Here is a 24,785-nt window from a genome sequence, read left to right as displayed (position 1 = left end):
AGTTGTCTACCAAGGCACACCGTTTCGGCGTCCGCTCTGGCCCAAACTTGAGTCACCCGCCAAACTTTAATGAAGGGCAGGAGTGGGTCGGTCAGAGACGGCCACGCTTTGGCGGCGGGCATCCGATCAAGCAGGCGGTGATGGCCGGCATGGGCATCAGCCTGTTGTCGCTGCACACGCTGTCGCTGGAACTGCGCACCGGCGAGATCGCGCTGCTGGACGTGACCGGTACGCCGATCGAGCGCATCTGGCATGTCGCGCATATGTCCAGCAAGCGTTTGTCACCGGCCAGCGAGATCTGCCGCGCCTATCTGCTGGAGCACACGGCGGAGTTTTTGGGGAAGGAATATGGCGGGCTGATGCCTGGGCGGCGCGTGGCTTGAGGTACCGGGAGGGTTCGCCTCAGTGCGACATGAAGACAGGCAAGCCTGACTGCCGCAGCAGGGCGCGGGTGGTGCCGCCCAGCACCAGCTCCCTCAGCCGGGAGCGGCCATAGCCGCCGGCGACCAGCAGGCCGGCCTGAACCTTGGCCGCAAGCTGTGGCAGAACGTGGTCGGGATCGCCCTCTCCGACCAGCAGACTGGCGCGGATGCCATGGCTGAGCAGCCATGCTGTCAGCCGATCGGCGCTGTCACGATAGGCCTCTTTCTCACCAGCAGCGCTGTACTTGCCAGCGCTGACCACCAGGACGGTAACGGCGCTGGCATGCACAAGCCACGGCAGTGCGTCCGCGACCGCGCGCGCGGCCTCCCGGCCGCCGTTCCATGCGATGGCGACATGGCCGCCAAGTCGCGGGCCGGACGCGCCCGGCACCAGCAGGATGGGCCGGCCTGCATTGAGCATTGCGTACTCCGCGACCCCGGCCAGCAAAGCCGGCACATCGGCCTGCGCCGAGGGCGCTGCGGGCAGGATGAGATCGGCGAAGCGGCCCTCGTCGGCAAGCGCCCAGCCAGACTCGGCTTCGACAACGATGTGCCGGCTGGGAATGGCCGGCGACACTTGCCCGGTCAGCGTTTCGAGTGCGTTCCTGTGAGCCGCAGCCAGCTTGTGCAAATGGTTCGCGGCAAGCACGCCGTATTGCCCGGCTTCTTCGCCCGCCCCGCGAAACGGCTCCAGGTGCGTTCCTGTTGCCGTCAGTCCGACCACGCTGCCGCCGGACTTTTCGGCAAGCCGTGCTGCCGTTTCAATGCGCGCGGACCGTGCAGCATCTTCGCTCAGGTCGACAAGGATGGTTCTGAAGTCCATGAGGTGATTCCACTCTTTGGTTTGACCTTGCATCATCGTGAAAACAGCACCGGTGCCGTCATCGAGTCAAGCAGCGTACGCGTGACACCGCCGAGCACCAGCTCCCGCATGCGACCGTGTCCGTAGGCACCCATCACGATCAGGTCGGCATCGAAATCCGCCGCGCGCGAAAGGATGAGTTCGCCGATGGTCAGGTCAGCCCCACCGGGACCGTGTTCGATTTCCACGGCGACGCCGTGGCGCTCCAGCACGCGTGCGGCGTGGCCGACCGGGGTGGCGTCGGCTCTGGCCTCCTTGGCCGCGGCCTGTGCGCAAAAAATGCGCGCCTGCGCGCCGGCCATCAGCGGCACGGCGTCGTGAAGCGCCCGCGCCGCCTCGCGGCTGCCATTCCACGCCACGATCACGCGCGTACCCAGCGATGGAAACGTGCCCGCGCACGGCACCACGAGCGTCGGTCGGCCGGTCTCCAGCAGCAGCGATTCCAGCAGTTGCCGGGCCACCGGACCTTCCGTATTGCCGGGGTCGTACTGGCCGGCAACGACCAGGCCGGCCTCGCGGGCCTCGCGCAGCACTGATGCCACCGCCCCCTGCTCCGCGGCGCGCCACTCCGCGCGCACCGGCATGGCCTGGGTTGCAGCCAGAAACTGCGCGCGGACGTCTTCCCTGACCTGCTTGCGCCGGGCCAGATCGTCCGCGACATATTGCTGCGCGCCGTCCATGAGGTAGAACCAGGCAGGATCGGGAATGAAACCTGCGTACATGCCGATCAGCCGGCACTGGCCGGCCGCCGCAAGTCGCCCCGCCACTTCGAGCCGCTGCCGTGCCTGCGGACTGCTGTCCAGATGCACCAGGATGCTGTCGTAAGCCATGATCGCCCTCCCCCTCAACTACAGACCAGTCTAGGCAGCAAGGCCGACCGGCGCTTGACCCGGATCAACGGGCCAGCCATGCGGCGACATGGCTCAAGTTCGTCCTGATGTGCGGTGGAGGCTACTGCGAACAAGGTATGTAAAACCGTCAAGCCATGCGGCCATCACTTCTGTCTGCGGTCAGTTTCTCGCGGCGCCTGCCCCTTCGGGTTGACCTATCTCAAGCGCATATCGAGGCCGGCGCCTACGCTGAATGCAGCGAATCGCAACATCGAGCACACCCTTGCCCTTCAGGAGATCCATCATGTACCAGCGCATCCTGCTCGCCGTCGATGGCAGCCGTTCTTCCGACCTGGCACTGAGCCAGGCCATCATCATCGCCAAGGCAACCGGGGCCGAGGTCAAGGCGTTGTTCGTGGTAGACGACAGCGATGTGTTCTTCGAGGCCAGTTACTTCAATCCAAAAGAACTGGTCGACAACATCACCGCGCACGGCCGCAAGGCGCTGGATGCCGCCTCAGCCAGGCTCAGCGAAGCAGGCGTGCGCAATTCGGTGAAACTGGATGAAAAGCCGGTGGCGCCGGGCCGGATCTCGTTGACCATTGTCACCGAAGCCGATGCGTGGAATGCCGACCTGATCGTGCTTGGCACCCACGGCCGCCGCGGCGTCCGGCGCCTGCTGATGGGCAGCGTGTCGGAAGGCGTGCTTGCCAAGACCAGCAAGCCCGTGCTCCTGGTCCGCAGCGAAGTCGAAGGTTAGGCGCGCCATGCCCCACCAAACCATGCGTGCGATGGTCTTCGAGGGCGCAGGCCTGCCGCTGCGCCTCCACCACTTGCCGGTTGCCGAACCGGGGCCCGGCGAACTTCGCATTGCCGTGGGAGCTTGCGGGGTGTGCCGGACCGACCTGCATATCACCGACGGCGACCTGCGCCATCCCAAGCCGGTGCTCATCCCGGGACATGAAATCGTCGGACAGGTGGATTCGTGCGGCGCCGGTGTCACCGTCTTCAAGCCGGGGGACCGCGTCGGTGTGCCCTGGCTCGGACATAGCTGTGGCCATTGTCGCTACTGCCTGCGTCATCACGAGAATCTTTGCGACGCACCGCTGTTCACTGGCTATACCCGCGATGGCGGCTATGCGGAGTACGTTGTTGCCGACAGCGGCTATTGCTTCCGGATTCCGCCCGGCTACGATGACGAACACGCCGCGCCACTACTCTGCGCGGGCCTGATCGGCTACCGGACGCTGCGCATGTCGGGCGCAGCCAGCCATGCGCAGCGCGTCGGCATCTACGGCTTCGGCGCCGCCGCCCACCTGGTGACGCAGATCGCGGTGGCGCAAGGCCGCGAAGTCTACGCCTTCACCCGCACGGGCGACGCAGGCGCCCAGCAACTCGCCTACCAATCCGGTGCGTGCTGGGCCGGCTCGAGCGAGCTCGAGTCGCCCGTGCCGCTGGACGCCGCGCTGATTTTCGCCCCGGTGGGCGCGCTGGTGCCCAAGGCGCTGCGCGCCGTGGACAAGGGTGGCATCGTGGTCTGTGGCGGAATTCATATGAGCGATATCCCAAGCATGCCTTACCAGCTGCTTTGGGAAGAAAGGCGCCTGTGTTCCGTAGCCAACCTCACGCGTGCCGACGGCATCGCGCTGATGGATATCGCCGCCCGGACGCCGCTGCATACGCACACCACCGCGTATCCGCTGGAGCAGGCCAACGAAGCACTGGCCGACCTGCGCGAGGGCCGGCTTACCGGCGCCGCCGTCCTGAAAGTCCGTCAATAGATCCCTGGCAGCTAGATCGATGAGCCGTTACCAGACACGTTTTCAGGCGCGTGAGCATGCGGGCTCGGAGCTCGCCTGGGCGTTGCGCGCGTATCGGGGAACCGATGCCCTGGTACTGGCGATTCCGCGCGGCGGCGTGCCGGTCGGGCGTGTTGTGGCCGACGCACTGGGCGCTGACTTCGACCTGGTGATGGCGCGCAGGATCGTTCCTGGCGTAGCACTGGACGACTCTGGCGCGACATGGTGCACGGACGCAATGGACGCAAATGGCGGCGCCGACAGCCAGCGTGATGCCCAGTTCGACCAGCTTCGCAGGCAGCGCGCCGTGTATACGCCGGTCCGCAAGCTGGCGGATCCGGGCGGTCGCGTGGTGATCGTCGTGGATGACGGCCTGGTGAGCGGCGCAACGATGTATGCGGCCCTCGCCAGCCTGCGCAAGCGGCAACCTGCCCGGCTCATATGCGCGCTCCCGATCGCCACCCCAGCCGGGCTGGACCGGGTCCGCGCCCTGGCCGACGAAGTCATCTGCCTGGATACTCCGGACCGCATCGAAAACCTCGCGCACTTCTATCATGAGTTCCAGCTGGTCAGCGACGACCGCGTGCGACAGTTGACAGGGATACCGCCAACGCAGCCCCGGACCCGTGCCCGGCCAGGTGCGGTGGCGGGCGTGCCGTCGTTGAGCAAGGCGATGCTGATTCCGTATCAGACCACTCGGCTGCGGGCCATGCTCGAAACGGCCCCGAACCCGGTCGGCGTCGCGGTGATGGTGTATGCCGGTGGCGCGCAACGCCGTGCAGCCCGCAGCAATTACCTAGCACGCAAGCTGCGCGCGAAAGGATTCGCCACCATGCTCGTAGACCTGCAGCCTGACAGCCGCGTCGACGACGCACCGGAATCGGAGGTCGATGAGCTGGTGGCAAGACTGGACCAGACCTTGAGCTTCCTGCGTACTGGGACCCCTTGCGCAAGCTTGCCTGTGGGCCTGCTAAGTACCGGCACCGCAGCGGCGGCAGCCTTGCGCTCAGCCGCGTGCGGCGCGACGCAACTCAGCGCCGTGGCCTGTGTTGCGGGGCGGCTGGATCTCGCGGGCAGCGCAACCCTGCGGCAGCTTGAAATCCCTGCCTTGCTGATATGTGCCAGCGGCAATCCGAAAGACATCCAGATCAACAATCTTGCATTCGAGCAGATGCATTGTCCGCGGCAACTGAGGCTCATCCCGACCAGCGGCCGCGGATTTGAAGACCGCAGGGCCCTGGAAGACATCGCGGCACTCACGATAGGCTGGTTCGAGCGACACCTTGCGAGCCCATCTTGTCCCCGCCTGGGTTACGGCGGATGACCATGCCTGGCGGCTACGCCGGGCTGCGCCTGATGCGTGAGGCTCAACCCCAAAGACCGGACAACAATCTTGGGACCAATAACGGGGAGCCCGTCCTTTGACATGGGGCGAAAGGCGGCGCGGATCTCGATACCGCAGCGCCCCTACTCCACGCGCGGCATCCGCTCCTGTATCGCCGCTGCAAGTTCCATCAGTGGCTTGGCCAGCGCCGCCTCGACAGCACCGGCATCCTGGTGCGTGGATACGCTGACGTTCAATACATGGACGGCATATTCGTCAAATCGCAATGGTGTTGCCATGGCCACAACCTGAGGCTGCCATGACGCGACGCAGTAGCCTTTCTCATGCACGGAAGACACCGCAGCATCGATTTCGCGTCGCAGCTCCCCCCAGCCGCGGCCGCGGTTCTTGTCGGCCATGGCCCTCATCATCGCGTTGAACGCCTCAGGTGCCAGCGTTGCGAGGTGCGCGCGGCCGAGAGAGGTCAGCGCCATCGGGATGCGCTGCCCGCTCACCACCGTGCGCAGTGACTGGCGCCGGTTGTAGCGGAACGACTCCAGGTAGATCATCTCATCTCCCTCCGCCACCGCCAGTCCGACATTGATCTTGTGCCGCATGGCAACCTCGGCCATCATCGGCGCCGCGACCCTGAGAACCTGCGAGCCGTCGCGCATGGCATGCGCCATGCTGAGGACCGGCACACCCAGCCGGTAGGCCCGGCACTGCGGGACATACTCGAGCATGCCGGTCTCAATCAGCGACTGCGTCAGGCGGCTGACGGTCGAGCGGGACAAGCCGGTGCGCTCGGCAATCTCGCTGTTGCCGAGCATGGACGCGCCGGCGCGGAAGGCGCGCAGTACGGCAATGCCACGTTCGAGCGAGCGGTTGGGCGTCGCCTTGCCTTGGCCTGGTTTGATCCGTTCGATGTTGACGGTGCTGTTTGGCATGACAGGGGATCACTGCGCACCAGTGACCGTTCTGGAAAGCGGCGTCCGGTGCATGCATTTCCTGAGGTTGCACCCGCCGCAGGCAATGCTACTCGATGCCGATCTCCTTGTCCTTCACCGCTTGTGTTCGTCATGCCGGTGACCGCGTTGGCGCCGGGGCGCCGCTGCTCAGCCAAACAGGCTGACCACCGGCTCCGTCTCGACGTGCCAGATCTTCTGCGCCAGCCGGCGCGCGCCATCGGCGCCTATCACCGGCGCTGCCAGTTCGATCAGCTTGCCGCCGAGGTCAGCGTCGGACAGCGGGTCCTCCGGATCGCCCTTGCGATTTGGCTGCAAGTAGTCAGCCGTGGCCCCGTCCAGGGTTTCGATCTCAATCCTTGCCGCGCGCTTGCCAGGAAACCAGCCGTCGATTTCAGGGTCGACCTCGACAGTCATGCAGTCCATCAGCCGGCGCGTCTCGCTGTCCCACAACCGTTCCGGCGTGTAGGCCGACAAGCGCACGCTGCCATGCACCAGGGCGGCGGCGACGATGAACTTGAGGCTGAACTTGGCTTCGTTCTCGCTCCTGGGGTCGAGATAGCAGGCGATATCCAGCGCCGGGCGATACGTGGCGACGCGGATGCGACGGATCTGGGCGGTGTCGATGCCCAGCTTCGCTTTCAGCGCCAGCGCGCCGTCGATTGCCGCAAAGGTATGGCCGCAGCCAATGTGGTTCTTGAAGGTCAGCCGGCAAATATGGAAGTCTTGCCCAAGCGTCGATGCCAGCCCGTTCCAGTCAGGGCCGTCCGACATCGCTCGCCCCATGCCGGTCTCACCGTCGAGCACATCGAGCGAACCGGTGATGCCGGCAATGGCGGCGCGGGCGGCCAGCAATCCGCCCTCCGCTGCGCGGCCTGCGTGCAGCGGCTTGGACATCGAGTCCATGCGGAACGCCTGCTGCAGTCCGGCGGCGAAGGTCGCCGCGGTCGCCAGCGCGTGGGCAAGCTGCTCCTCGCTCGCCCCATGGATAAACGCCGCGGCGGCCGCCGCGCCAAACGTGCCGACAGTCGCGGTGCTGTGCCAGAAGCGATAGTGCGCCCGGCCCAGCACGACGCCGATGCGCGTTGAAACCTCATAGCCGACGACGATGCCCTTGAGCAGCGTCTCGCCGCTGGCGCCCGCGTCCTGTGCCGCAGCAATGGCGGCGGCAATGGTGGCGGCGCCTGGGTGGTACATGGCATCACGGAAACTGTCGTCGATCTCGGCAGCGTGGGCGGCAGCGCCATTGAGCAGCGCCGCGGCGCGCGCCGTGGCGCGTTGCCCCATTGGCAGGGTGGCGTTGCCGCGGCCAAGCTCCTCTTCCAGCACGCGCTGCAGGCGCTGGACCGCATCGGTGCCGATGCCCGGGAACAGCGCCGCATGCCAGTCGACCAGCGCCCGCTTCGCATGATGCATCACCTCGGCTGGCAGCGGTCCTGCCTTGATGGTGCTGAAGAAAGGCCCAAAGGCCTCGGTTGCGTTCAAGATAGGTTCTCCTCAGCCGGCCTGCGCCGGCGTGTCGGGGAGCTGCTGCAGCCATGCCTGCAGCAGCCGGTTGACTTGTTGGTGGGCCTCATACTGGACCCAATGCCCGGCGCCCGGCACCACGCTGACACTGACTTCGGGCGCGTCGGCTGATGCATGCCGCGAGTCCCGCGCGATCCCGGCAATCGATTCGGGCGACATGGTCACGTCCGCTTCGCCCCAGGTCATCAATACCGGGCCGGGAAAGCGCGCCAGCGCCTGCTGCAATCCGCCTGCGCGCGAGATCGATTTGCTATGGAAGCGGGTCGCACGACAGGCACGCGTGTGGATGGCCACGGCTTCGCTGTCGATGGCGGCCGGATCGGCGATCATGAATGCCGCCAGATTGTCGCGCATCGCCGCGGCAAGCGCGTGCGGATCGTGGCAGCGGCGCCAGTCGACCAGCGCCCGCGTCATGCGGCGCGGACCGCCATGGCCGGCCGGCCCGAGCAACGCCAGGCGACCGACATCGATATCGCCAAGGCGCGCATGGGTCGCAAGGTGCGCCGCCACCAGCGCGCCGAAGGAAAAGCCCACCAGGTCGACACGGCCAGGTGATAGCTGGGCCAGCGAGCGGGCCAGGACCTCGACGACTCCAGGCAGATCGGCGCGCGGCGCCGCACCGGAATCGCCAAAGCCCGGCATGTCTGGCACCAGCAGCCGGCGGTTCCGGGACAACGGCCCGATATTGCGCGTCCAGTGCTGCCAGCTGCCATGGCCGCCATGCAACAGCACGCTCGCCGGGCCGTCGCCAAAGCTTCGCCAGATGATCTCGCACCCATCGACCGAAGTCACCAACACACCGTCGCGCACGTTGCACATGCCAGGGTCTCGTCAGGGCTTGTCGTTGCCGGCCAGCACCGCCACGCCATCGGCGGCCATCACACCCTGCCCTTCGGGCAGCACGAACACGGGATTCATCTCCGCCTCGACCAGCCGGTCGCCAAGCGTGGCGACCATGCGCGAGAAGGCGACGATCGCGTCGGCCAGGGCTTCCACATCCGCCTTCGGCCGGCCCCGGAAGCCCTGCAGCAGCGGGGCCGTCTTCAGGCGCCCGATCATCGCCAGCGCGGCGTCGCGGCTCAATCCGCGCTCGCCAGGCAGCAGCCGCAGCGTGGTATCGCCGAACAGCTCCGCGGTCACGCCGCCCATGCCGAGCAGGATCGCGGTGCCCAGCGCGTCGCGGTGCATACCGAGGATCACTTCGACGCCGGCCTTGACCATTTCCTGCACCAGGAAGCGTTGGGGCGCGATACCCGTGGCCGACTGCACGTCGCTTGCCATTCTTGCCAGCCGGCTTCCCACCTCCGCAGGCGGGACATTGACGGCCACGCCGCCGACATCGCTCTTGTGGGTGATCTCGGCCGACAGGATCTTCAGCACGACATTGCCGCTGAAGGCTTGCGCCGCCGCCATCGCCTCGGCGCCATCGGCAACCACAACCTCCTTCGCAACCGGTACGCCGAAACCGGCGAACAAGGTCTTGGCCGCGGCTTCGTCGAGCGAGCCGGTGCCATAGGAGGTGAGATCGGGCAACGGCAGCGTGGGAGTGCCCGCTTCGTCGACCGCGCCGAGCTTGCCGGCACGCAGCATCGCGTCGATCGCCACCGTGCAAGCCTCCGGCGCGGAAAACGCCGGCACGCCACGGCGATTGAGCAGCGATGCGACTTCCGGCGCATGCGGGCTCACGTACGCAATCACCGGTTTGTCGCTATGGGGCAGGCAGTCGCGAATGGCATTGGCCATCAGGTCTGGCATGGCCAGGCTGGACGAGCCCACGATGACTGCGACCGCGTCGTAGCTCGGGCTGTCGAGCAGGATGCGGATCGCTGCGCGGAGCAGGTCGGGCTGCAGCCCGGCCAGGGTTACGTCGATCGGGTTGCGGTCGAGCGCCGCGTGGTCGCCCTTCTGCAGCGCGCGCAGCTTCGCCGCGGTCGCTTCGTCAGGGGCCGGGGTCTCGAAGCCGGCCACGCCCAGGCTGTCGGAGACCAGCGTGCCGGCGCCGCCGGTCGAGGTCAGGATCGCAACGCGATTGCCAGTCAGTTTGCGCCCGGTAGCCAGGGCGGCGGGCATGTCGAGCAGGTCCGAGAAGGTCTGCGCGCGAATCACGCCGACCTGCTCAAAGAGCGCGTCATACATGCGATCCGTACCGGCCAACGCGCCGGTATGTGACACCGCGGCGCGCGCACCACTCTCGGAGCGGCCGATCTTGAACGCCACCACCGACTTGCCGGCGCGCGCCGCCTTCAGCGCTGCGCGGCGGAACGTCTCCGGGTTGCGCACGCTCTCGACATACAGCGCGATCACGCGGGTGGCCTCGTCATCGGCCAGATAATCGATAAAGTCGGCCAGATCCAGGTCGACTTCATTGCTGGTCGAAACCAGCTTGGACAGGCCGATGCCGCGTGCGGCGGCGCGCGACAGCAAGGCACCGAGGATGCCGCCGCTTTGCGACACCACGCCAATGCTGCCGGTCGGGAACTGGTCCATCTCCAGCGCGCCGCTGGCCGACAGCGGGATGTTGTCGGTCAGGTTGACCAGGCCGATGGTATTGGGCCCCAGCAGGCGCATGCTGCCGGCCGCCTCGATCAGCTCAGCCTGGCGCCGCGCGCCCTCGGCGCCGGTCTCGGTATAGCCGCTCGCCAGCACGATGGCCGCGCCGGCGCCGCGCGCCGCCAGGTCGCGCACGGCCAGGTGCGCACGCTCGGCGCCCAGCAGCACGATGCCGACGTCCGGCACTTCGGGCAGCGAGGCAATGTCCGGAAAGCAAGGCAGCCCGTCGATCGACTCGACCTTGGGGTTGACCGGGTAGATCGCCCCGCTGAACCCATGCTTGCGCAGGTAGGAAACCGGGCGGCCTGCAGTCTTTGCGGGGTCGGCGGATGCGCCAATCACGGCAACGCTGCGCGGCGTGACAAGTCTTTGGATGGCATTCATGTGGTCAGGCCTTGCTGGCGGTCTTGTTCAGGAAAGCCAGCACGGAGTCGCGATGCTCGGTGCTGGTGTAGCAGATGCCCTGCGCCTGGCTGCCCTGGGCGAAGACCTGGTCGGCGGGCAGTTCGAAGGACTGGTTCATGATGCTCTTGCCCAGCGCGATCGCGGTAGCCGAGCCCTGGCTCAGTTGCGCCGCCCAGCTCAGCGCATCGTCGATCAGCGCTTCGGGCTTGCTCAGGCGGTCCGCGATGCCGAGGGCCGCGGCCTCCTGCGCCTCGACCTTGCGGCCCGTGAAGACCAGTTCCTTCGCTGCCGACAGCCCTACGCGGCGCGGCAGGAAATACATGCCGCCACCGTCCGGGATCAGGCCCCGGTTGATATAGGACCAGGAGAACGACGCCGCTTCGGACGCCAGCACGAAATCGCAGCACAGCGCGGTATCGGCACCCAGCCCGGCCGCGGCACCGTTGACCGCGGCGATGGTGGGCTTGGGCATGGTGTGGAGCAGCTTCACGGTGTAGTGGACCCGCTGCTGGCGGCTCCAGCCATTGAAGCCCACCTCGCCGATGGGCGCCTCCATGCGGCGCTGCATGCCGGCCACGTCGCCGCCGGCGCAGAAGCCCTTGCCGTTCCCGGTGAGCACCAGGGCACGAATGGCCTTGTCCGCCGCCACGCGCTCCAGCGCGTCGATGAATTCCGAGCGCATGTCGTCGCTCATGGCATTGCGCTTGTCGGGGCGGTTAAAGGTGAGCAGCGCGATGCCCGATTCGATCTTCAGTTCAATCAGGGAATAGTTGTCCATGGTCCTGTCCGGTGCTATGTGTGCGATCTGTTTTTTTACGAGTGCCGCGCTCAGTCGGCCGTGATATTGGCGTCCTTGATGACCTTGCTCCAGCGCTGGCTCTCGGCCTTGACGTAGCGGCCGAACTCATCTGGTGTGCCGCCACTGATGGCAAGCCCCTCCTGTTCGGCGCGCTTGCGGAACGCGTCGGTGTGCACGGCCTTCTTCGCCGCGGCGTTCAGCCGCGTGATCACCGCCGGCGGCGTGCCGGCCGGTACGAACAGGCCATACCAGCTATCCGCCACATAATTGGGCACGCCGCTTTCCGCGATCGTTGGCACCTTGCTCAGCGCCGGCGCCTGCGAGCGCTGTGCGGTCGTGACCGCCACCGCCCGAAGCTTGCCGCTCTCCAGGTGCGGCGCGACTGCGGCTGCCGTGGCGAACATCACATCGACCTGCCCGCCGAGCAGGTCCGTGATCGCCGGGCCGGCGCCGCGATAAGGAATGTGGTTCAAGTCGACCCTGGCCATGTTCTTGAACAGCTCGCCGGCCAGGTGCGCCGAAGTGCCCGCGCCTTGCGAGGCGTAGTTGAGCTTGCCCGGCTTGGCCTTGGCGGCCGCGATCAGGTCCTGCACGGTCTTGATGGGGCTGTCCGGCTTCACCACCAGCACGTTGGGCGAGCGGCCCACCAGCATGACCGGCGCGAACGCCTTCTCCGTATCGAACGGCAGTTTCTTGTGCAGGCTCGGGTTGACCGCGTGGGCCAGCGTCGCCATCACCAGCGTGTAGCCGTCTGGCGCGCTCTTGGCCACCGCATCGGTGCCGATAATGGTGCTGCCGCCCGGCTTGTTATCGACGATGACGGGCTGGCCAAGGTCCTCGCCCATGGTAATGCCCATGGCACGCGCCACCAGGTCCGTGCCGCCGCCGGGGGCGAACGGCACCACCATGCGGATCGGCTTGTCGGGAAAGGCTGCGAGCGCCGGCAAAGGCGCTGTCGCGGCCATGAGGAACGGAATGGCTGCCTTGGCAAGCCGGCGGAACAATCCGGTGCAGAACGGATGCATGCTTTGTCTCCTGGAACGAGTCGGAACGCCGCGGCATCACACTGCGTGCACCGGGCGCGTTTCTTTGTTGGAGACAGCTTAGGCCCAGGCGGGCGATTCCACACCCCCACAATTCCACTGTATGGAATTAATAGGGCGCCATCCCGCGCGGCAAAAAAGGAGGCCCTGCAGAGCCCACAAACTCTGCAGGGCCAACCGTATCCCCAAACCAGTCCCAGACCGCCAGCCCCCGGGAAATCAGGACTGCAAACCGACGACGGACCTGGGTCCGGCGAGCAGATTACTCAGGCCTGAGGCGCTTCAATGGGTGCTTGCCGTCAGCCGCCGGCCGCGCCTTGCGTATTGACATAAAGCGTATAGATCGACGTACAGGACGCCATGAACAGCCGATTGCGATGGCGCCCCCCGAAACACAGGTTGGCACAGCGCTCTGGCAGGCTGATATGGCCGATGGGTTCGCCGTCCGGGGCAAAGATGCGCACGCCGTCGAGTTCGGGCGTGCCCATGCCCCAGCCGCACCACAGGTTGCCATCAATATCGACACGGAAGCCATCCGGGGTGCCGGGCCCGGCGTCAACCAGTACTCGGCTGTTGCCCAGCGCCTCGCCGCCGTCACTGACCTGAAAAGCGCGGATGCGGCGAGGCCGGGTGCGCGACTCGATCACATACAGCAATTCCTCGTCAGGCGAGAATGCCAGGCCATTGGGCCCGCTGACGTCATCGGCGACGATGTCAAGGCGGCCGCTGGCCGGATCGATGCGGTAAATGCGCTCCGGCAGTTCCGAAGTTGCCTTCTCGCCCTGGTAGTAGCCGGCGATACCGAACGGCGGATCGGTGAACCAGATCGAGTCGTCCGATTTCACCACCACGTCATTGGGCGAATTCAGCGGCTTGCCGTCATAGCGGTCCGCCAGCACGGTGATGCTGCCGTCATACTCGGTGCGCGTGACACGCCGGCCGACATGTTCACAGGTCACCAGCCTTCCCTGGCGGTCGCGGGTATTGCCATTGGCATGGTTTGACGGGCTACGGAACATGCTGGTGTTACTGGTCTCCTCATCCCAGCGCAGGATCCGGTCGTTCGGGACGTCGCTCCACAGCAGGTAGCGGCCATCACCGAACCAGACCGGGCCTTCGCTCCAGCGGCAGCCGGTGGCAATGCGGTCGATCGCGGCAAGGGGCAGGTGGTATTTCTCGAAGCGCGGGCTCAGTGCCTGGACGCGCGCATCCGGATAGCGCACCGGCTCGGCCGGCGCAAGGAAAGTGTGCATGGTCATGGTTCAGCCCAGAGGATCCGAAAAGAGGGTTAACCGTGGCGACGGGACGGGGTAACCGACAACACGGCACGCAGCAATGAGTCATTGCCAGCCGCAGCTTGCAGCCAGCCCAGCGGCGAACGGTCGTCCGGCACCGGATGCTGATCAGTCGCAGCGTACGCTCATGCCACCGTCGACCACGATCTCCGTGCCGGTGACGAAGCGCGCCTCGTCGGATGCCAGGAACAGCGCCGCATTGGCGGTATCGCGGCCATCGCCCATGAACCCGAGCGGAATACGTGCCTGGCGCTGGGCCAGCAGTGAGTCGACATCACCGCCCGCACGTTGCCCGGCAAGGCGCGCCTCCACCATGGGCGTATGCATCTGGCCGGGGATCACCGTGTTGACGCGAATGTTCTTCCTGGCGTACTCGACCGCGACCACGCGCGAGAGTTGAATGATTGCCGCCTTGGCCGAGGCGTAGCCGACCTGGGCCGAACCGGTCCAGCGCATGCCCGAAGTCGACGCGGTATTGACGATGGCGCCGCCGCCCTGCCGCTCCATGTGCGGCAGCACGTGCTTGCAGGTCAGGAAGACACTCTTCAGGTTGAAGTTGAGCTGGCGGTCCCAGTCTTCTTCGCTAAGCTGCACCGGGCCACCCCTGGCCGAGCCGCCGACGTTGTTGACCAGCACATCCACGCGCCCGAAGCGCGCCACGCAGGCATCGACCATGGCCTTGACCGCGGCGGTGTCGGTCACGTCGCACAGGTGCGAGTCAAACTCTGCACCCGCGGCGTCCAGCCGCTCCAGCGTTTCACGCATCGCGTCAGCGCTTTTGTCGACGGCAAAGATCTTTGCGCCTTCCTGTGCAAAGCGCACCGCAACGGCGCGGCCATTGCCCCAACCGGGGCCGACGCAACCCGCGCCGGTAACGATGACAACCTTTCCTTCGAGACGGCCTGACATACGGAATCCTTTTGTGTTTCGGGGTAACGGTTTGAACGGAATTCAGGCGCGCACCAGCTCCGGCGCGCTGCCGGCCGGGGGCATGACACCAAAAGCGTTGATCGTCATCGAGATCAGCGTGTAGTAGCCCGCCAGTCCAACGAGGTCCACCACCTGGTCCTTGCCCAGCACCGCCATCGCGCGCTGGTACAGTTGGTCCGGCACATTGCGCGTGGCGTGCAGCACAGTCAGGAACTCATGGATCACGCGCTCATCCTCCTTGACGAAGGCCGGCTCACGGCCGGTGCGGATCGCCTCGACCACGTCTTCGGCCACACCTGCCTTCAGCGCGATGGGCTTGTGTGCCCACCATTCGAATTCGGACATCCAGATGCGGGCCATCACCAGGATGGCCAGCTCCGACAGCCGCGGCGGCAACGACGAGTCATAGCGGCAGTACTGGCCCAGCGCCTGCGCGCGGTTGGCCAGGCCCGGGCGGTGCAGCCACATCGCAAGCGGCCCGCGAACCTGCCCGCGCGGACCGGCGGCAATGGCCGCGTGGACTTCCTGCTGCTCGGGCGTCAGTTCTTCGGGTTTCAGTGGCTTGAGGCGTTCCATTCGCTTGCGCTCCGTGTCGATGGTCGGAAGCGGAACGCAGGCCAGGGCACCGATGGGGCGCGATGCGACTGGGTCGGCCGGGCTGTCTCCGCTTCATTGTTGGTTTGATGAAAGCTATTCTGGTCGCCGGCATTCCGGCTTCAGGCGACGGATTCGGCGGCGGCGAGGATGTGGCGCACCGGCGTCGTCGCCAGCTTGCCAAATGCGTCGATCAGCACCTCAACCTGCGCGGGCGCAAGCACGTCCGCCGTCAAGGCGCGGAACTTGTCCCGGATGGCTGCCATGCGCGCCGGATTCTCCGCGGAACCCGACGGGTTGGCCTGGTACGCACGCAGCGGCTCACCGTTCTTCGACATCAGCTCCACCCAGCCACAGAAGCTGGCCGGATACAGCGCGTCGAGTTCGGGGTCGCGTACGATCTCGATCGCGTTGGCCAGCGCGATGATCTTCGGATCCGCCAGGCGGGCCTGCCCGAACTGCGCCGGCAGCACCTCGCCATCCAGCAGCGCCACCGCCAGCGCGTAACGGGCGCTCATCTGCGCGTTCAGCACACTGCCCGGCGCATAGCGGTAGCCGCATTGCACATCGACAACGGCCGGCATGCCGACGCGAATCGGCCCCTGCCCCGCCCAGTCGGCACGCAGCCGCAGCGCACCATCGACATGCGCATGGGCACTGCCGCAGCAAGCATAGGGCTTGAAGTTGGTCCGGGGCATGTGCCAGTCGCTGCCCAGCCCTGCCAGCAGCCTTTCCGGTTTGGGCGACTCCGAGAACGCCTTGAGCCAGCCGCCGTCCCCGGTCTCGAACAACTGCGTCGGGCCGGTCAGGCCGCGCGCCGCCAGTTCGGCAGCCATCACGCCGGCCTGAGCGCCGCGCCCCGGATGGAAGCGCTTCGAATCCGCGCCGTCGCAAGCGAACGCAAACAGTCCGCCCGACTGGGTGCCGGCAAGACCCAGCGCCCACGCCGTGCGCTCGGCGTCGAGCCCCAGCATCACCGCCGATGCCGCGGCTCCGCCCAGTGGCGCGCACACGGCGGTCATATGCCATCCCTTCATCCTGGCCAGCGCCGGCTGCAGCGCCAGTGAGCAGCGGATCATGGTTTCGTAGCCGACGGCAATAGCGGTTTCGACCCGCTCGGGCGGCACCTCGAGCGTCTCCGCCAACGCGAAGACCGCCGGCAATACGACCGCGCCCAAGTGGACCTTTGCATTATGGAAGTCGTCCAGCTCGTACGCGTGTGCAGCGGCGCCATTGACCAGCGCGGCATCGGCGGCGCGGTACGTCCTGCCCCGCCGGCCCCATGCGCGTGCCCCGCCATCGCACGGAGCGAGGTAACCATCGTCGGCCCAGCCACGGATAGCCTGCGACCAGGGCTCGTCATGCCCGGTCAGGCCGGCGCCGAACGTATCCAGCGAGAGTCCGGCGACCGCCTGCCGCACCGCGTCCGACAGGTCGGCGTTGCGGATGCCGGCGATCCATCCGGCGAGCTCCCGGGTGATGGCCATCGGTTGCGTTTGTTGATGCATGCTTGCTTGTCCTTGTCCCTGCCCTTCGCTCAATCGATACGGATGCTGGCTGCCTTGACGATGCCCGCGACCTTGTCGATCTCATCCTTGATCACCACCTTGAACTGTTCAGGCGTGGACTGCACGGTTTCAAAGGCCAGTTCGTCGAAGCGCGTCTTAAGACTGGCTTCGCGCACGGCCTTGTTGACCTCCTGCGAGAGCTTGCGGGTGATCTCCGCAGGCAGGTTGGCGGGACCCCAGAGCCCGTACCACGACAGCAACTCGAACCCGGGCAGGCCACTCTCGGCAACGGTCGGCACGCCGGGAAGCTGCGGAATACGCTTGCTGCTGGTGACCGCCAGCACCTTCAGCCGCCCCGCCTTGACGAACGGATATGCGCCTGGCATCGGCGACACCGCCGCCGACACGTGACCGCCCATCACGTCGTTCAACTGCGGCACGGCGCCCTTGTAGGACACGATATCCATCTCCAGCTTGAAGGCGTGGCGGATCATCTCCTCGGCCAGGTGGCTGGTGGTGCCTAGCCCGGAGGTGGCCCAGGTGTAGGTCCGCGGCTTGGCTTTCGCCAGCTTGACCAGGTCGCGCAGCGAGCTGGTGGGGAGGCTGGTGTTGGCGACGACGATCAGCGGCACATGCCCCACCTGTGCGATCGGGGTGAAATCCCTGATCGCGTCGTAAGGGGCGTTCTTCGCGACCAGCGGCAGGTAGACCTGGCTGGAGGCATTGAAGAGCAGCGTATAGCCGTCAGCCGATGCCTTCGCCACCGCTTCGGACCCGATCATGCCCGACGCGCCCGGTCGGTTCTCGATAACGATCGCTTGCCCAAGCTGACGCTGCAGCTGTGCAGCCACCAGGCGCCCGACTGTATCGATCGAGCCGCCCGGGGTGTAAGGGATGATCATCTTGATCGGGCGATTGGGATACGCCTCGCTCGCGAACGCCGCCGGCTGCGATCCGACCATCATGGCCATCATCGCGATCGCGCCGATCCCACCCAGCGCCGCACGCCGCCCTGTTCTGCCTGTCCTGTTCATGGCTGTCTCCTTGGTTTTTGCGCGGTCTCCAAAGGCTTCCGGATCCTTTCGTCCGCATGCCGCCGCGCTATGCAGGCCACTGTAGGGACGGGCCGGCAGACCGTCCAATACTGTTTCGCACCATGAGTTATAGGGCTGGCATATGACACGGCAGCGCGCTACCCCGGGTTGGTTGCGGCTATCCTAGTACCTTGTCCCGCAAGGAAATCAGCACCATGGAACTCCGGCAACTGCTCTATTTCGTGACCGTCGCGGATGAGTTGAACTTCAGCAAGGCGGCGGTGCGGCTGCACATGTCGCAGCCACCGCTCTCCCAGCAAATCAAGGCACTGGAAGACGAGATGGGCGTGGAGCTGTTGGTGCGCAATCGCCGGGAAGTCCGCCTGACCGACGCGGGCCGTGCCTTCCAGGCAGACTGCCGCGCCGTGCTCGAACAGGTGCGCGTAGCCGTGACCACCGCGCGGCGCACGGCGGCCGGCGACATCGGCACACTGCAGATCGGCATGGTGACGTCAGGCATCTTCCATGTGCTGCCTACCATCCTGACGCGCATGGCAGAGCGTTTTCCCGGACTGCATATCGCCGTGACCGACATGGGCTCGGCCGACCAGGCGCATGCCGTGATGCAGGGCAAGCTCGATATCGGCATCGTGCATTCGATCCCGACGCGCAGCGGCCTCAGCAAGACGCCGATCTTCACCGAGTATTTCACTATCGTCGTGCCCGAGGGCCACGAACTCGCCGCAAGGCCGGCGCTGGCGCTCCGCGACCTCGAGGGCGTGCCGCTGGTGGCATTCTCGCGTGAGCACGCGCCGGCGCTGTTCGACGGCATGATCGCCTCATGCCTGCATGCCGGCTTCAGTCCCGTCATTGCGCATACGGCGCGCAATCCGCTGACCACTTTCCAGATGGTCAAGCTCGGCCTGGGCGTGGCGCTGGTGCCGCGTTCCTACGCCCGCGCCGGGCTGCCAGGCGTGGTGTTCCGCGAGATCGGCCAGACCGCTGGCCACATCCAGCTCTATGCAATCTGGCGTGAGCAGGCGCCCAGCGATCTGGTCATGCGGGTCGTGAGCGAAGTGATGAGCGAACCGATCGGCTACTAAGCCGCATCTCGGCACCGTCATGCCGCCTTCAAGCCACCGTGCTTCGCGCCGGAGACAGCGCAGCCACATAGTCGATGATCGCCGCCACAACCTCGTCCAGCCGCTCCGGCAGCAAGGCATGCGCGGCATCGCGGATGGTGAGGTTGGTCACGCGCTCACCCAGGTAGTCACGCAGCACATTGGCATAGCGCTGCGGTGCAATCACATCGTACTCAGCCTGCACATTCAGGATCGGCACGTTGCCGCCAGCGAAGAAGTCATCGACCGGTGTGCGCTTCTGAGCCAGCGTCTGCATCGTCATCAGCTCCGTGTTCCAGCCTTGCAGCCACGGTGCAGGATCATTGCACGGCGCGAAGAATACGGCGCGCAGGCTTTCCAGGCGCACCGCGTCCGGCAGGCTGGTATCGCCGCAGCGCTCGATCTGGGCGCGTACCTCCGGCGGAATCGGCACGGCATCGACGTCCTTCGGCACCTTGCCCGCCGAGCCGGCCAGCAGGACCAGCGCGCGCACCAGGTCGGGCCGGTCGCTGGCCACGGTGCGGGCGATCCAGTTGCCATGGGCATGCCCGACGATCACGACCGGCGCCTGGCCGGCATGCTCGATCACGGCCGCGATATCGCCTGCCCAGTCGTGCAACGTCTTGTCGGCAAGCGGGCCGACGCTGCGGCCATTGCCGCGCGGCTCCGGGCAGAGCACGCGATAACCGGCAGCCGCAAGCGGCTCGGCCAGTTCCAGCATGTCAGTTGCGCCGCGGCCGAGCGACGGCAGCAAGACGATGGCCGGGCCGGCACCCAGCTCGTAGACCTCGATGGAGATCGCCGCCGAGCGCGTTACTTCATAGCGCCGGACTGCGCTCTGCTTGTCGCCGGCGTGCGATGTTGCCTGCGCTTGCTGCTCGGTGTTGCCTGGCATGGCCTGGTCTCCTCAGTGTGCTGGTCAGGACAACGGCGTCCTGCACCTTGTGCGCACCACTTTACCGAGGCCATTATTTAAATTCCAATATGGAATCTGACTGAGAGTTATAGGGCTGGCGTGCAACAAGCAAGCCCTGGAGAACGCGCAGAAGGCAAACGGATTGAAGAGCAAATGAGAAGTGTCGGGGAAAGACTCCTGGTAGCCCGTGGCACCCACTTCCCGCGGCGAAGGCCACTCCAACCTCGCCAACTGGCACCCGGGCACGCCATTGCAGCGTGCCCGGCTTGCAGACGCTTACTCGACCGCGATGCCTTTCTCGCGGATCACCTTGCCCCACTTGGCATAGTCCTGCTGGATGCGCTGGCCCATCTGCGCCGGCGCCTGGTAGTTGGCAATGGCGCCGGCCTTCAGCAACTTGTCCTGTACATCCTTGTCGGCCAGGATCTTGCCGACCTCGCCCGACACGCGGTCCACCACATCCTTGGGCGTTCCCGGCGGCGCCAGCAGGCCGCCCCAGGAAACGGCGTCGTAGCCCTTGAAGCCTTGCTCGGCAATGGTCTTGACGTCCGGCAGCATGCTCACGCGCTGCGGCGAGCCGACCGCGATGGCGCGCAGCTTGCCCGCCTGGATGTGCGGCAGCGCGGCGACGAGGTCGGCGTACATGATCGGGACCTGGCCACCGAGGGTGTCGCTGATGGCGGGCACGCCGCCCTTGTAGGGCACGTGCTGCATCTCGAAGCCGCCCATCTGCTTGAGCAGTTCCATGCTCAGGTGGCCGAAGCTGCCCGCGCCGGAGCTGGTGTAATTGAGCTTGCCCGGCTGTGCCTTGGCCTGTGCGATCAGCTTGGGCAGGTCGGTCACGTTGGGCAGCAGCGTCGGGTTGACCACCACCACGATCGGCAGGTCATAGACGGTGGCCACGGGCGTGAAGTCCTTGGTCGTGTCGTAGCCCGCTTTCTTGTACAGGTGCGGCGCCAGCAGCGTGGGCGTGGCCAGCATCATCAGCGTGTAGCCGTCAGGCGCGCTCTTGGCTACCTGCGCGGCAGCGATGGAACCCGATGCACCGGCGCGGTTCTCGACCACGACGGGCTGCTTCAGGCGCTCGGCCAGCTTCTGGCCGACGATGCGCGACGCCGTATCCGTGGGCCCGCCCGGCGGGAACGGCACGACAAGCTTGATCGGCTTGCTGGGCCAGGATTGCGCGAAAGCGCTGCCGGCGAGCAGCGGCACTGCGGCCAGGGCCAGAATGGCACGACGCCGGGAGTGGACCATACGGGTGAAATTTCGAGTGCGCACGATGTTGTTCCAGTTTGAATCAGTGCAAGGGAACCCAAGCCCCCCTTGCCGGGCAGGGCTGCGCGGACGCCCATGAGCGTCCGCGCGGCGCGAATACTCAGGCTTGCTGCGGTGCCTCGGGCAGCGTCAGCACGCCGCGGGCCTGCAGGTCCTGCAACTGCTCATCGCTCATCTGCAGCAGGTTCTGCAGTACCGCCCGCGTGCCCTCGCCCAGCGTGGGCGGCGCGTTGCGGATCGGCAGGCGCTGGCCATCCAGACGATATGGGGGCGCGAACACGTGCGTGCTGCCTGCCACGGGATGGGGCATCTCGCGCAGCAGACCGCCCTCGCGGGTCCGTTCGCTGGTCAAAGCCTCGTGCAGTCCCGCCACCTTGCCACAGGGAATGCCGCAGGCGGTCATGCGCTCGAGCAGCAGGTCGCGCGCAAAGCTGCGGATCAGGCCCGTGATCAGCGGGGTCAGCGTCTCGCGGTTTCTGGCGCGCTCCACATTGGTGGCATAGCGCGGGTCCTCGACGATGTCCGGACGCTCGATGACCTGGCGGCAGAACTTGTCGAACTGGCTGTTGTTGCCCACCGCGATAATCAGCGGGCCATCGGCGGACTCGAACATGCCATAGGGCACGATGGACGGATGGGCATTGCCATAGCGGGCGGGGTCGCGCCCGAGCAGCATGGCGTCCAGGCCGTAGTAGCCGGTGACCATCAGCCCGCAGTCGTACAGCGCCATCTCGATCAGCTGGCCCTTGCCCTTGCGCTCGCGGCGGAACAAGGCAGCCAGCACCGCCTGCGCGGCATACATGCCGGTCATCAGGTCCACCACGGCTACGCCGAACTTCAGCGGCGGCGTGTCGGCTTCGCCGTTGAGCGCCATGAGGCCCGCCTCACCCTGGATCACCAGGTCGTAGCCGGGACGCTTGGCCTCGGGGCCGCTGGTGTTGTAGCCGGAAACCGCGCAGTAGATCAGCTCGGGCTTGATCGCCTTGAGCTGTTCGTAGCCAAGGCCCAGCTTCTCGGCCCCGCCGGTCTTGAAATTGTGGATGACCACGTCGAACTGCGGCAGCAGGTCGTAGACAATCTGCACGCCTTCCTTGCTCTGCAGATCCAGCGTGATGGACCGCTTGTTGCGGTTCATGCTGTTGTAGTAGGTGGTCTCGGTCTTGCCGATGCGCATGCCCCAGTCGCGCGTGTCGTCGCCGCGGCCGGGGTGCTCCACCTTGACCACCTCCGCGCCGAAATCGGCCAGTACCTGGCCACACAACGGCCCCGCAAACACGCGCGACAAGTCGAGTACGCGCACGCCCTCAAGCGGGAAATCGATGCCTTGGGATTGATCAGGCGTCTGCATTGTTGGTCTCCATGGGCTGTTTCGAGGCACGAGCCGTCTGTGAATAATCGTAGCTTATGTCGGGCTGGCGTCACGCGATGCCGGCAGGGCTGCCACATAGCGCAGCACGCTGGATGGCGCGTGCCGGAATCCCGAACGTCGGTACCGGCGATGAAGACTCAGCGCATCGCCGACGACGGTGCGACAGAAGGAAGCAGAAGCTCTTCCTCGGGCGTGAAAGGTCCCCATCGCGGTCAGCCTAGCATTCTTGCTTGGATAAATGCGCTATACAATCCCTCTTCACATTGACAAAATGTTCAATAAAATTTGACAGTTGATCCTGGGGGCGGGCGAAGCGCGGTGCGCGCCCAGGCATTTGACCCATAACATCGATATTAGACGCGCGCGTCACCTTGCCCTCTTCCGGGATCCGGGCGCCTCGTCACACACTGACAATCATTCGAGGAGATTCCGTTGAAGCCGTCGAGCAAACACATTGTTGCGCTGCTGCTGGCCGTCGCCAGCACCGCCCACGCCGCCTATCCGGACCGCCCTATCAAGCTGATCGTGCCGTTCCCGCCCGGACAGGCCACTGACATCTTCGCGCGCGCCCTGGCCGAGAGGCTGGGCAAGCAGCTAGGCCAGTCAATCGTGGTGGAAAACCGCGCTGGCGCCGGCGGCAACATCGGCATGGAAGTGGCCGCGAAAGCCCCGGCAGACGGCTACACGCTCGTCATGGGCGGCAGCGCGATGGCTATCAACCAGACGCTGTACAAGAAGACCAATTACGATCCGCGTCAGGACTTCGCGCCGATCTCGGGTGTGTTCTCGGTGCCGCTGGTGTTCCTGGCTACGCCACAATCGGGCTTCACGTCATTGCGCGACCTGATCGCCAAGGCCAAGGCCGCACCGGGCAAGTACAGCTATGCCAGCGCTGGCATCGGCGGCACGCAGCACCTGTCTGCCGAGATGCTCAAAGCGCAGACCGGCGTGTTTATCGTGCATATTCCCTACAAGGGCAGCGGCCCCGCGCAGGCGGATTTCCTGGGCAACCAGATTCCGCTGATGGTCGATTCCGTGACTGCCGCCCTGCCGCTGATCCAGACCAGCAAGGCCGTGCCGCTTGCTGTAACAACGTCAAAGCGCGTGCCGCAGTTGCGGTCGGTGCCAACCGTGCGTGAGGAAGGCGTACCGGGTTTCGAAGCGCTTGGATGGGCGGTGATGATGGCGCCCGCGGGCACGCCGCCGGCAATCGTCAATCAGCTCAATGCGGAGACGGTGAAGGCACTGCAATCGCCCGAACTGCACAAGTTCATTACGGATCGCGGGTCGGAGCCGATGCCGATGACTCCGGTTGAGACGGGGAAGTTTGTGGATAGCGAGATTCGGAAGTGGGCGACAGTCGTGAAGCGGTCGGGCGCAACGGCGGATTGAGGGGGCGAAGTGGTCGCCCATGCGCCATTCCTGGCGTCGCAGCCGGATGCCAGCCCAGCCGGTCGCCGCTTACAGCGGCCCGGGCAGCGTCTTCAGGCCGACCCAGAGCACCACGATGACAACATTGACCGGCACGCAGAGCGCTCCGGGCACGTAGAAGAGTGCTGACAGCGCAGGCGCGGACAGCACCAACTCCACCACGCTACCCAGCCCATAGCAGCAGACACCGCACCAGAGCCAGCGCCGCATGTAGGTTAGCAGCCAATGCGCGCGCGCCTTGTTGAAATGCCAGGCGAGGGCTCGTTCAGCGCGGTTGCCCTTGCTGGCGTCCCGGTACAGCCAGCCGAAGAAGAAGTAGCGGTACAGCAGGGCGCGAAATGTCAGCTCTTGCGTCATCACTCATCTGGCCTCTGCCAGCCCATGGAGTGCAAAGATCTTCAAGCCCTCGCCGCATGCAGGAATGCCAGCGGCACAGGCCAATTGCCGTTCTGTTCAATATCATTGGTAGAAACGGCCAGCATGGAAGTCAAGCGTGACGCTTCCTTGGGGCATGAGCCGCCCGCGCCGAACCGGACTTTCCCCTATTTGGAGTAATCGGCCGGTCGTGCTACGCTCCTCAGCGAGCGATACCCGTCCCGACGTCGTGCCCCGGTGGGGCCGCGCATCTGCAGGGCAATCCGCAGGGCGTTTCGGGCTCATTCTCATCGCTTATCCAAATTAGTCTGCATTCGAACCTGAGCGGCATTTCTCCGCTCGTGGAGCCGTGCGCGCGGAAAACCGGCACGGATGACGTCGCGTCGTGACCGGCGCCGCGACGTCATTTGT

At 66.0% G+C, this 24,785-nt stretch carries 23 protein-coding genes; 6 read left to right on the top strand and 17 right to left on the bottom strand.

Annotation, left to right across the window (positions count from 1 at the left end; all coding sequences use genetic code 11):
* Nucleotides 1-2 precede the first annotated feature (2 nt).
* Entirely contained in the window at nt 3-383 is a 381-nt protein-coding gene (locus tag AC3WQZ_RS01275; protein WP_492299851.1) for a LysR substrate-binding domain-containing protein, read from the top strand.
* Nucleotides 384-402: 19 nt separating this feature from the next.
* Here the strand turns inward: AC3WQZ_RS01275 and AC3WQZ_RS01270 are convergent, their stop codons facing one another.
* Both AC3WQZ_RS01270 and AC3WQZ_RS01265 read right to left on the bottom strand, forming a co-directional pair.
* Entirely contained in the window at nt 403-1,245 is an 843-nt protein-coding gene (locus AC3WQZ_RS01270; protein ID WP_010809286.1) for a universal stress protein, read from the bottom strand.
* Nucleotides 1,246-1,277: 32 nt separating this feature from the next.
* On the bottom strand, nt 1,278-2,114 hold the full coding sequence (locus tag AC3WQZ_RS01265) for a universal stress protein (RefSeq protein ID WP_492299850.1): 837 nt from the start codon (nt 2,112-2,114) through the stop codon (nt 1,278-1,280).
* 304 nt (nt 2,115-2,418) lie between these two features.
* Here AC3WQZ_RS01265 and AC3WQZ_RS01260 point away from each other — a divergent pair, with 304 nt between their 5' ends.
* Genes AC3WQZ_RS01260 through AC3WQZ_RS01250 form a run of 3 tightly spaced genes read left to right on the top strand, consistent with a single transcriptional unit; the run spans nt 2,419 to nt 5,237 of the window.
* On the top strand, nt 2,419-2,874 hold the full coding sequence (locus AC3WQZ_RS01260; RefSeq protein ID WP_010809284.1) for a universal stress protein: 456 nt from the start codon (nt 2,419-2,421) through the stop codon (nt 2,872-2,874).
* A gap of 7 nt (nt 2,875-2,881) precedes the next feature.
* Complete coding sequence (locus AC3WQZ_RS01255) at nt 2,882-3,895, top strand: zinc-dependent alcohol dehydrogenase family protein (RefSeq protein ID WP_492299849.1); 1,014 nt, start codon at nt 2,882-2,884, stop codon at nt 3,893-3,895.
* A 19-nt stretch (nt 3,896-3,914) separates the two neighbouring features.
* The gene (locus AC3WQZ_RS01250; RefSeq protein WP_010809282.1) at nt 3,915-5,237 is read left to right on the top strand and encodes a phosphoribosyltransferase; all 1,323 of its coding nucleotides are present in this window, start codon (nt 3,915-3,917) and stop codon (nt 5,235-5,237) included.
* A 143-nt stretch (nt 5,238-5,380) separates the two neighbouring features.
* Here AC3WQZ_RS01250 and AC3WQZ_RS01245 read toward each other — a convergent pair whose 3' ends face one another.
* The 11 genes from AC3WQZ_RS01245 to AC3WQZ_RS01195 all read right to left on the bottom strand — a co-directional run bounded on the left by AC3WQZ_RS01245 (nt 5,381) and on the right by AC3WQZ_RS01195 (nt 17,887).
* The gene (locus AC3WQZ_RS01245) at nt 5,381-6,184 is read right to left on the bottom strand and encodes an IclR family transcriptional regulator (RefSeq protein WP_010809281.1); all 804 of its coding nucleotides are present in this window, start codon (nt 6,182-6,184) and stop codon (nt 5,381-5,383) included.
* Nucleotides 6,185-6,352: 168 nt separating this feature from the next.
* The gene (locus AC3WQZ_RS01240) at nt 6,353-7,687 is read right to left on the bottom strand and encodes an MmgE/PrpD family protein (protein WP_492299848.1); all 1,335 of its coding nucleotides are present in this window, start codon (nt 7,685-7,687) and stop codon (nt 6,353-6,355) included.
* Nucleotides 7,688-7,699: 12 nt separating this feature from the next.
* Complete coding sequence (locus AC3WQZ_RS01235) at nt 7,700-8,548, bottom strand: alpha/beta fold hydrolase (protein ID WP_492299847.1); 849 nt, start codon at nt 8,546-8,548, stop codon at nt 7,700-7,702.
* Nucleotides 8,549-8,560: 12 nt separating this feature from the next.
* Complete coding sequence (locus AC3WQZ_RS01230; protein WP_492299845.1) at nt 8,561-10,663, bottom strand: acetate--CoA ligase family protein; 2,103 nt, start codon at nt 10,661-10,663, stop codon at nt 8,561-8,563.
* A gap of 4 nt (nt 10,664-10,667) precedes the next feature.
* A complete protein-coding gene (locus tag AC3WQZ_RS01225; protein WP_492299844.1) occupies nt 10,668-11,462 on the bottom strand; it encodes an enoyl-CoA hydratase/isomerase family protein in 795 nt (264 codons plus the stop codon).
* Between the two features lie 50 nt (nt 11,463-11,512).
* Nucleotides 11,513-12,508 carry a tripartite tricarboxylate transporter substrate binding protein gene (locus AC3WQZ_RS01220; RefSeq protein WP_011617244.1) on the bottom strand — a complete coding sequence of 332 codons (996 nt, stop codon included), beginning with the start codon at nt 12,506-12,508 and terminating at the stop codon, nt 11,513-11,515.
* A gap of 317 nt (nt 12,509-12,825) precedes the next feature.
* A complete protein-coding gene (locus AC3WQZ_RS01215) occupies nt 12,826-13,785 on the bottom strand; it encodes an SMP-30/gluconolactonase/LRE family protein (RefSeq protein WP_492299842.1) in 960 nt (319 codons plus the stop codon).
* Between the two features lie 144 nt (nt 13,786-13,929).
* On the bottom strand, nt 13,930-14,730 hold the full coding sequence (locus AC3WQZ_RS01210) for an SDR family NAD(P)-dependent oxidoreductase (protein ID WP_010809274.1): 801 nt from the start codon (nt 14,728-14,730) through the stop codon (nt 13,930-13,932).
* A 42-nt stretch (nt 14,731-14,772) separates the two neighbouring features.
* Nucleotides 14,773-15,327, bottom strand: coding sequence for a carboxymuconolactone decarboxylase family protein (locus tag AC3WQZ_RS01205; RefSeq protein ID WP_010809273.1), 555 nt, complete (start codon nt 15,325-15,327; stop codon nt 14,773-14,775).
* 140 nt (nt 15,328-15,467) lie between these two features.
* On the bottom strand, nt 15,468-16,853 hold the full coding sequence (locus AC3WQZ_RS01200; RefSeq protein ID WP_010809272.1) for an MmgE/PrpD family protein: 1,386 nt from the start codon (nt 16,851-16,853) through the stop codon (nt 15,468-15,470).
* Nucleotides 16,854-16,882: 29 nt separating this feature from the next.
* Nucleotides 16,883-17,887, bottom strand: coding sequence for a Bug family tripartite tricarboxylate transporter substrate binding protein (locus tag AC3WQZ_RS01195; protein WP_143010650.1), 1,005 nt, complete (start codon nt 17,885-17,887; stop codon nt 16,883-16,885).
* A gap of 215 nt (nt 17,888-18,102) precedes the next feature.
* Between AC3WQZ_RS01195 and AC3WQZ_RS01190 the strand changes: the two genes are divergently transcribed.
* Nucleotides 18,103-18,990 (top strand): LysR family transcriptional regulator, encoded by an 888-nt coding sequence (locus AC3WQZ_RS01190; protein ID WP_492299840.1) that lies wholly within the window; start codon nt 18,103-18,105, stop codon nt 18,988-18,990.
* A 28-nt stretch (nt 18,991-19,018) separates the two neighbouring features.
* Here AC3WQZ_RS01190 and AC3WQZ_RS01185 read toward each other — a convergent pair whose 3' ends face one another.
* From AC3WQZ_RS01185 to AC3WQZ_RS01175, 3 genes are all read right to left on the bottom strand, one after another.
* The gene (locus AC3WQZ_RS01185) at nt 19,019-19,903 is read right to left on the bottom strand and encodes an alpha/beta fold hydrolase (protein WP_010809269.1); all 885 of its coding nucleotides are present in this window, start codon (nt 19,901-19,903) and stop codon (nt 19,019-19,021) included.
* A 297-nt stretch (nt 19,904-20,200) separates the two neighbouring features.
* A complete protein-coding gene (locus AC3WQZ_RS01180; RefSeq protein ID WP_439670018.1) occupies nt 20,201-21,178 on the bottom strand; it encodes a Bug family tripartite tricarboxylate transporter substrate binding protein in 978 nt (325 codons plus the stop codon).
* Between the two features lie 121 nt (nt 21,179-21,299).
* Nucleotides 21,300-22,547, bottom strand: a complete 1,248-nt coding sequence (locus AC3WQZ_RS01175; RefSeq protein ID WP_010809267.1) for a CaiB/BaiF CoA transferase family protein — start codon at nt 22,545-22,547, stop codon at nt 21,300-21,302.
* A gap of 453 nt (nt 22,548-23,000) precedes the next feature.
* On the opposite strand from AC3WQZ_RS01175, the gene AC3WQZ_RS01170 reads away from it, so the two are divergent.
* A complete protein-coding gene (locus tag AC3WQZ_RS01170) occupies nt 23,001-23,960 on the top strand; it encodes a Bug family tripartite tricarboxylate transporter substrate binding protein (protein WP_011617248.1) in 960 nt (319 codons plus the stop codon).
* Between the two features lie 69 nt (nt 23,961-24,029).
* Here AC3WQZ_RS01170 and AC3WQZ_RS01165 read toward each other — a convergent pair whose 3' ends face one another.
* Nucleotides 24,030-24,356, bottom strand: coding sequence for a hypothetical protein (locus AC3WQZ_RS01165; protein ID WP_010809265.1), 327 nt, complete (start codon nt 24,354-24,356; stop codon nt 24,030-24,032).
* Nucleotides 24,357-24,785 lie beyond the last annotated feature (429 nt).

Source organism: Cupriavidus sp. FW305-26 (assembly GCF_058787975.1).
This window is presented reverse-complemented; position numbering and strand designations above follow the sequence as displayed.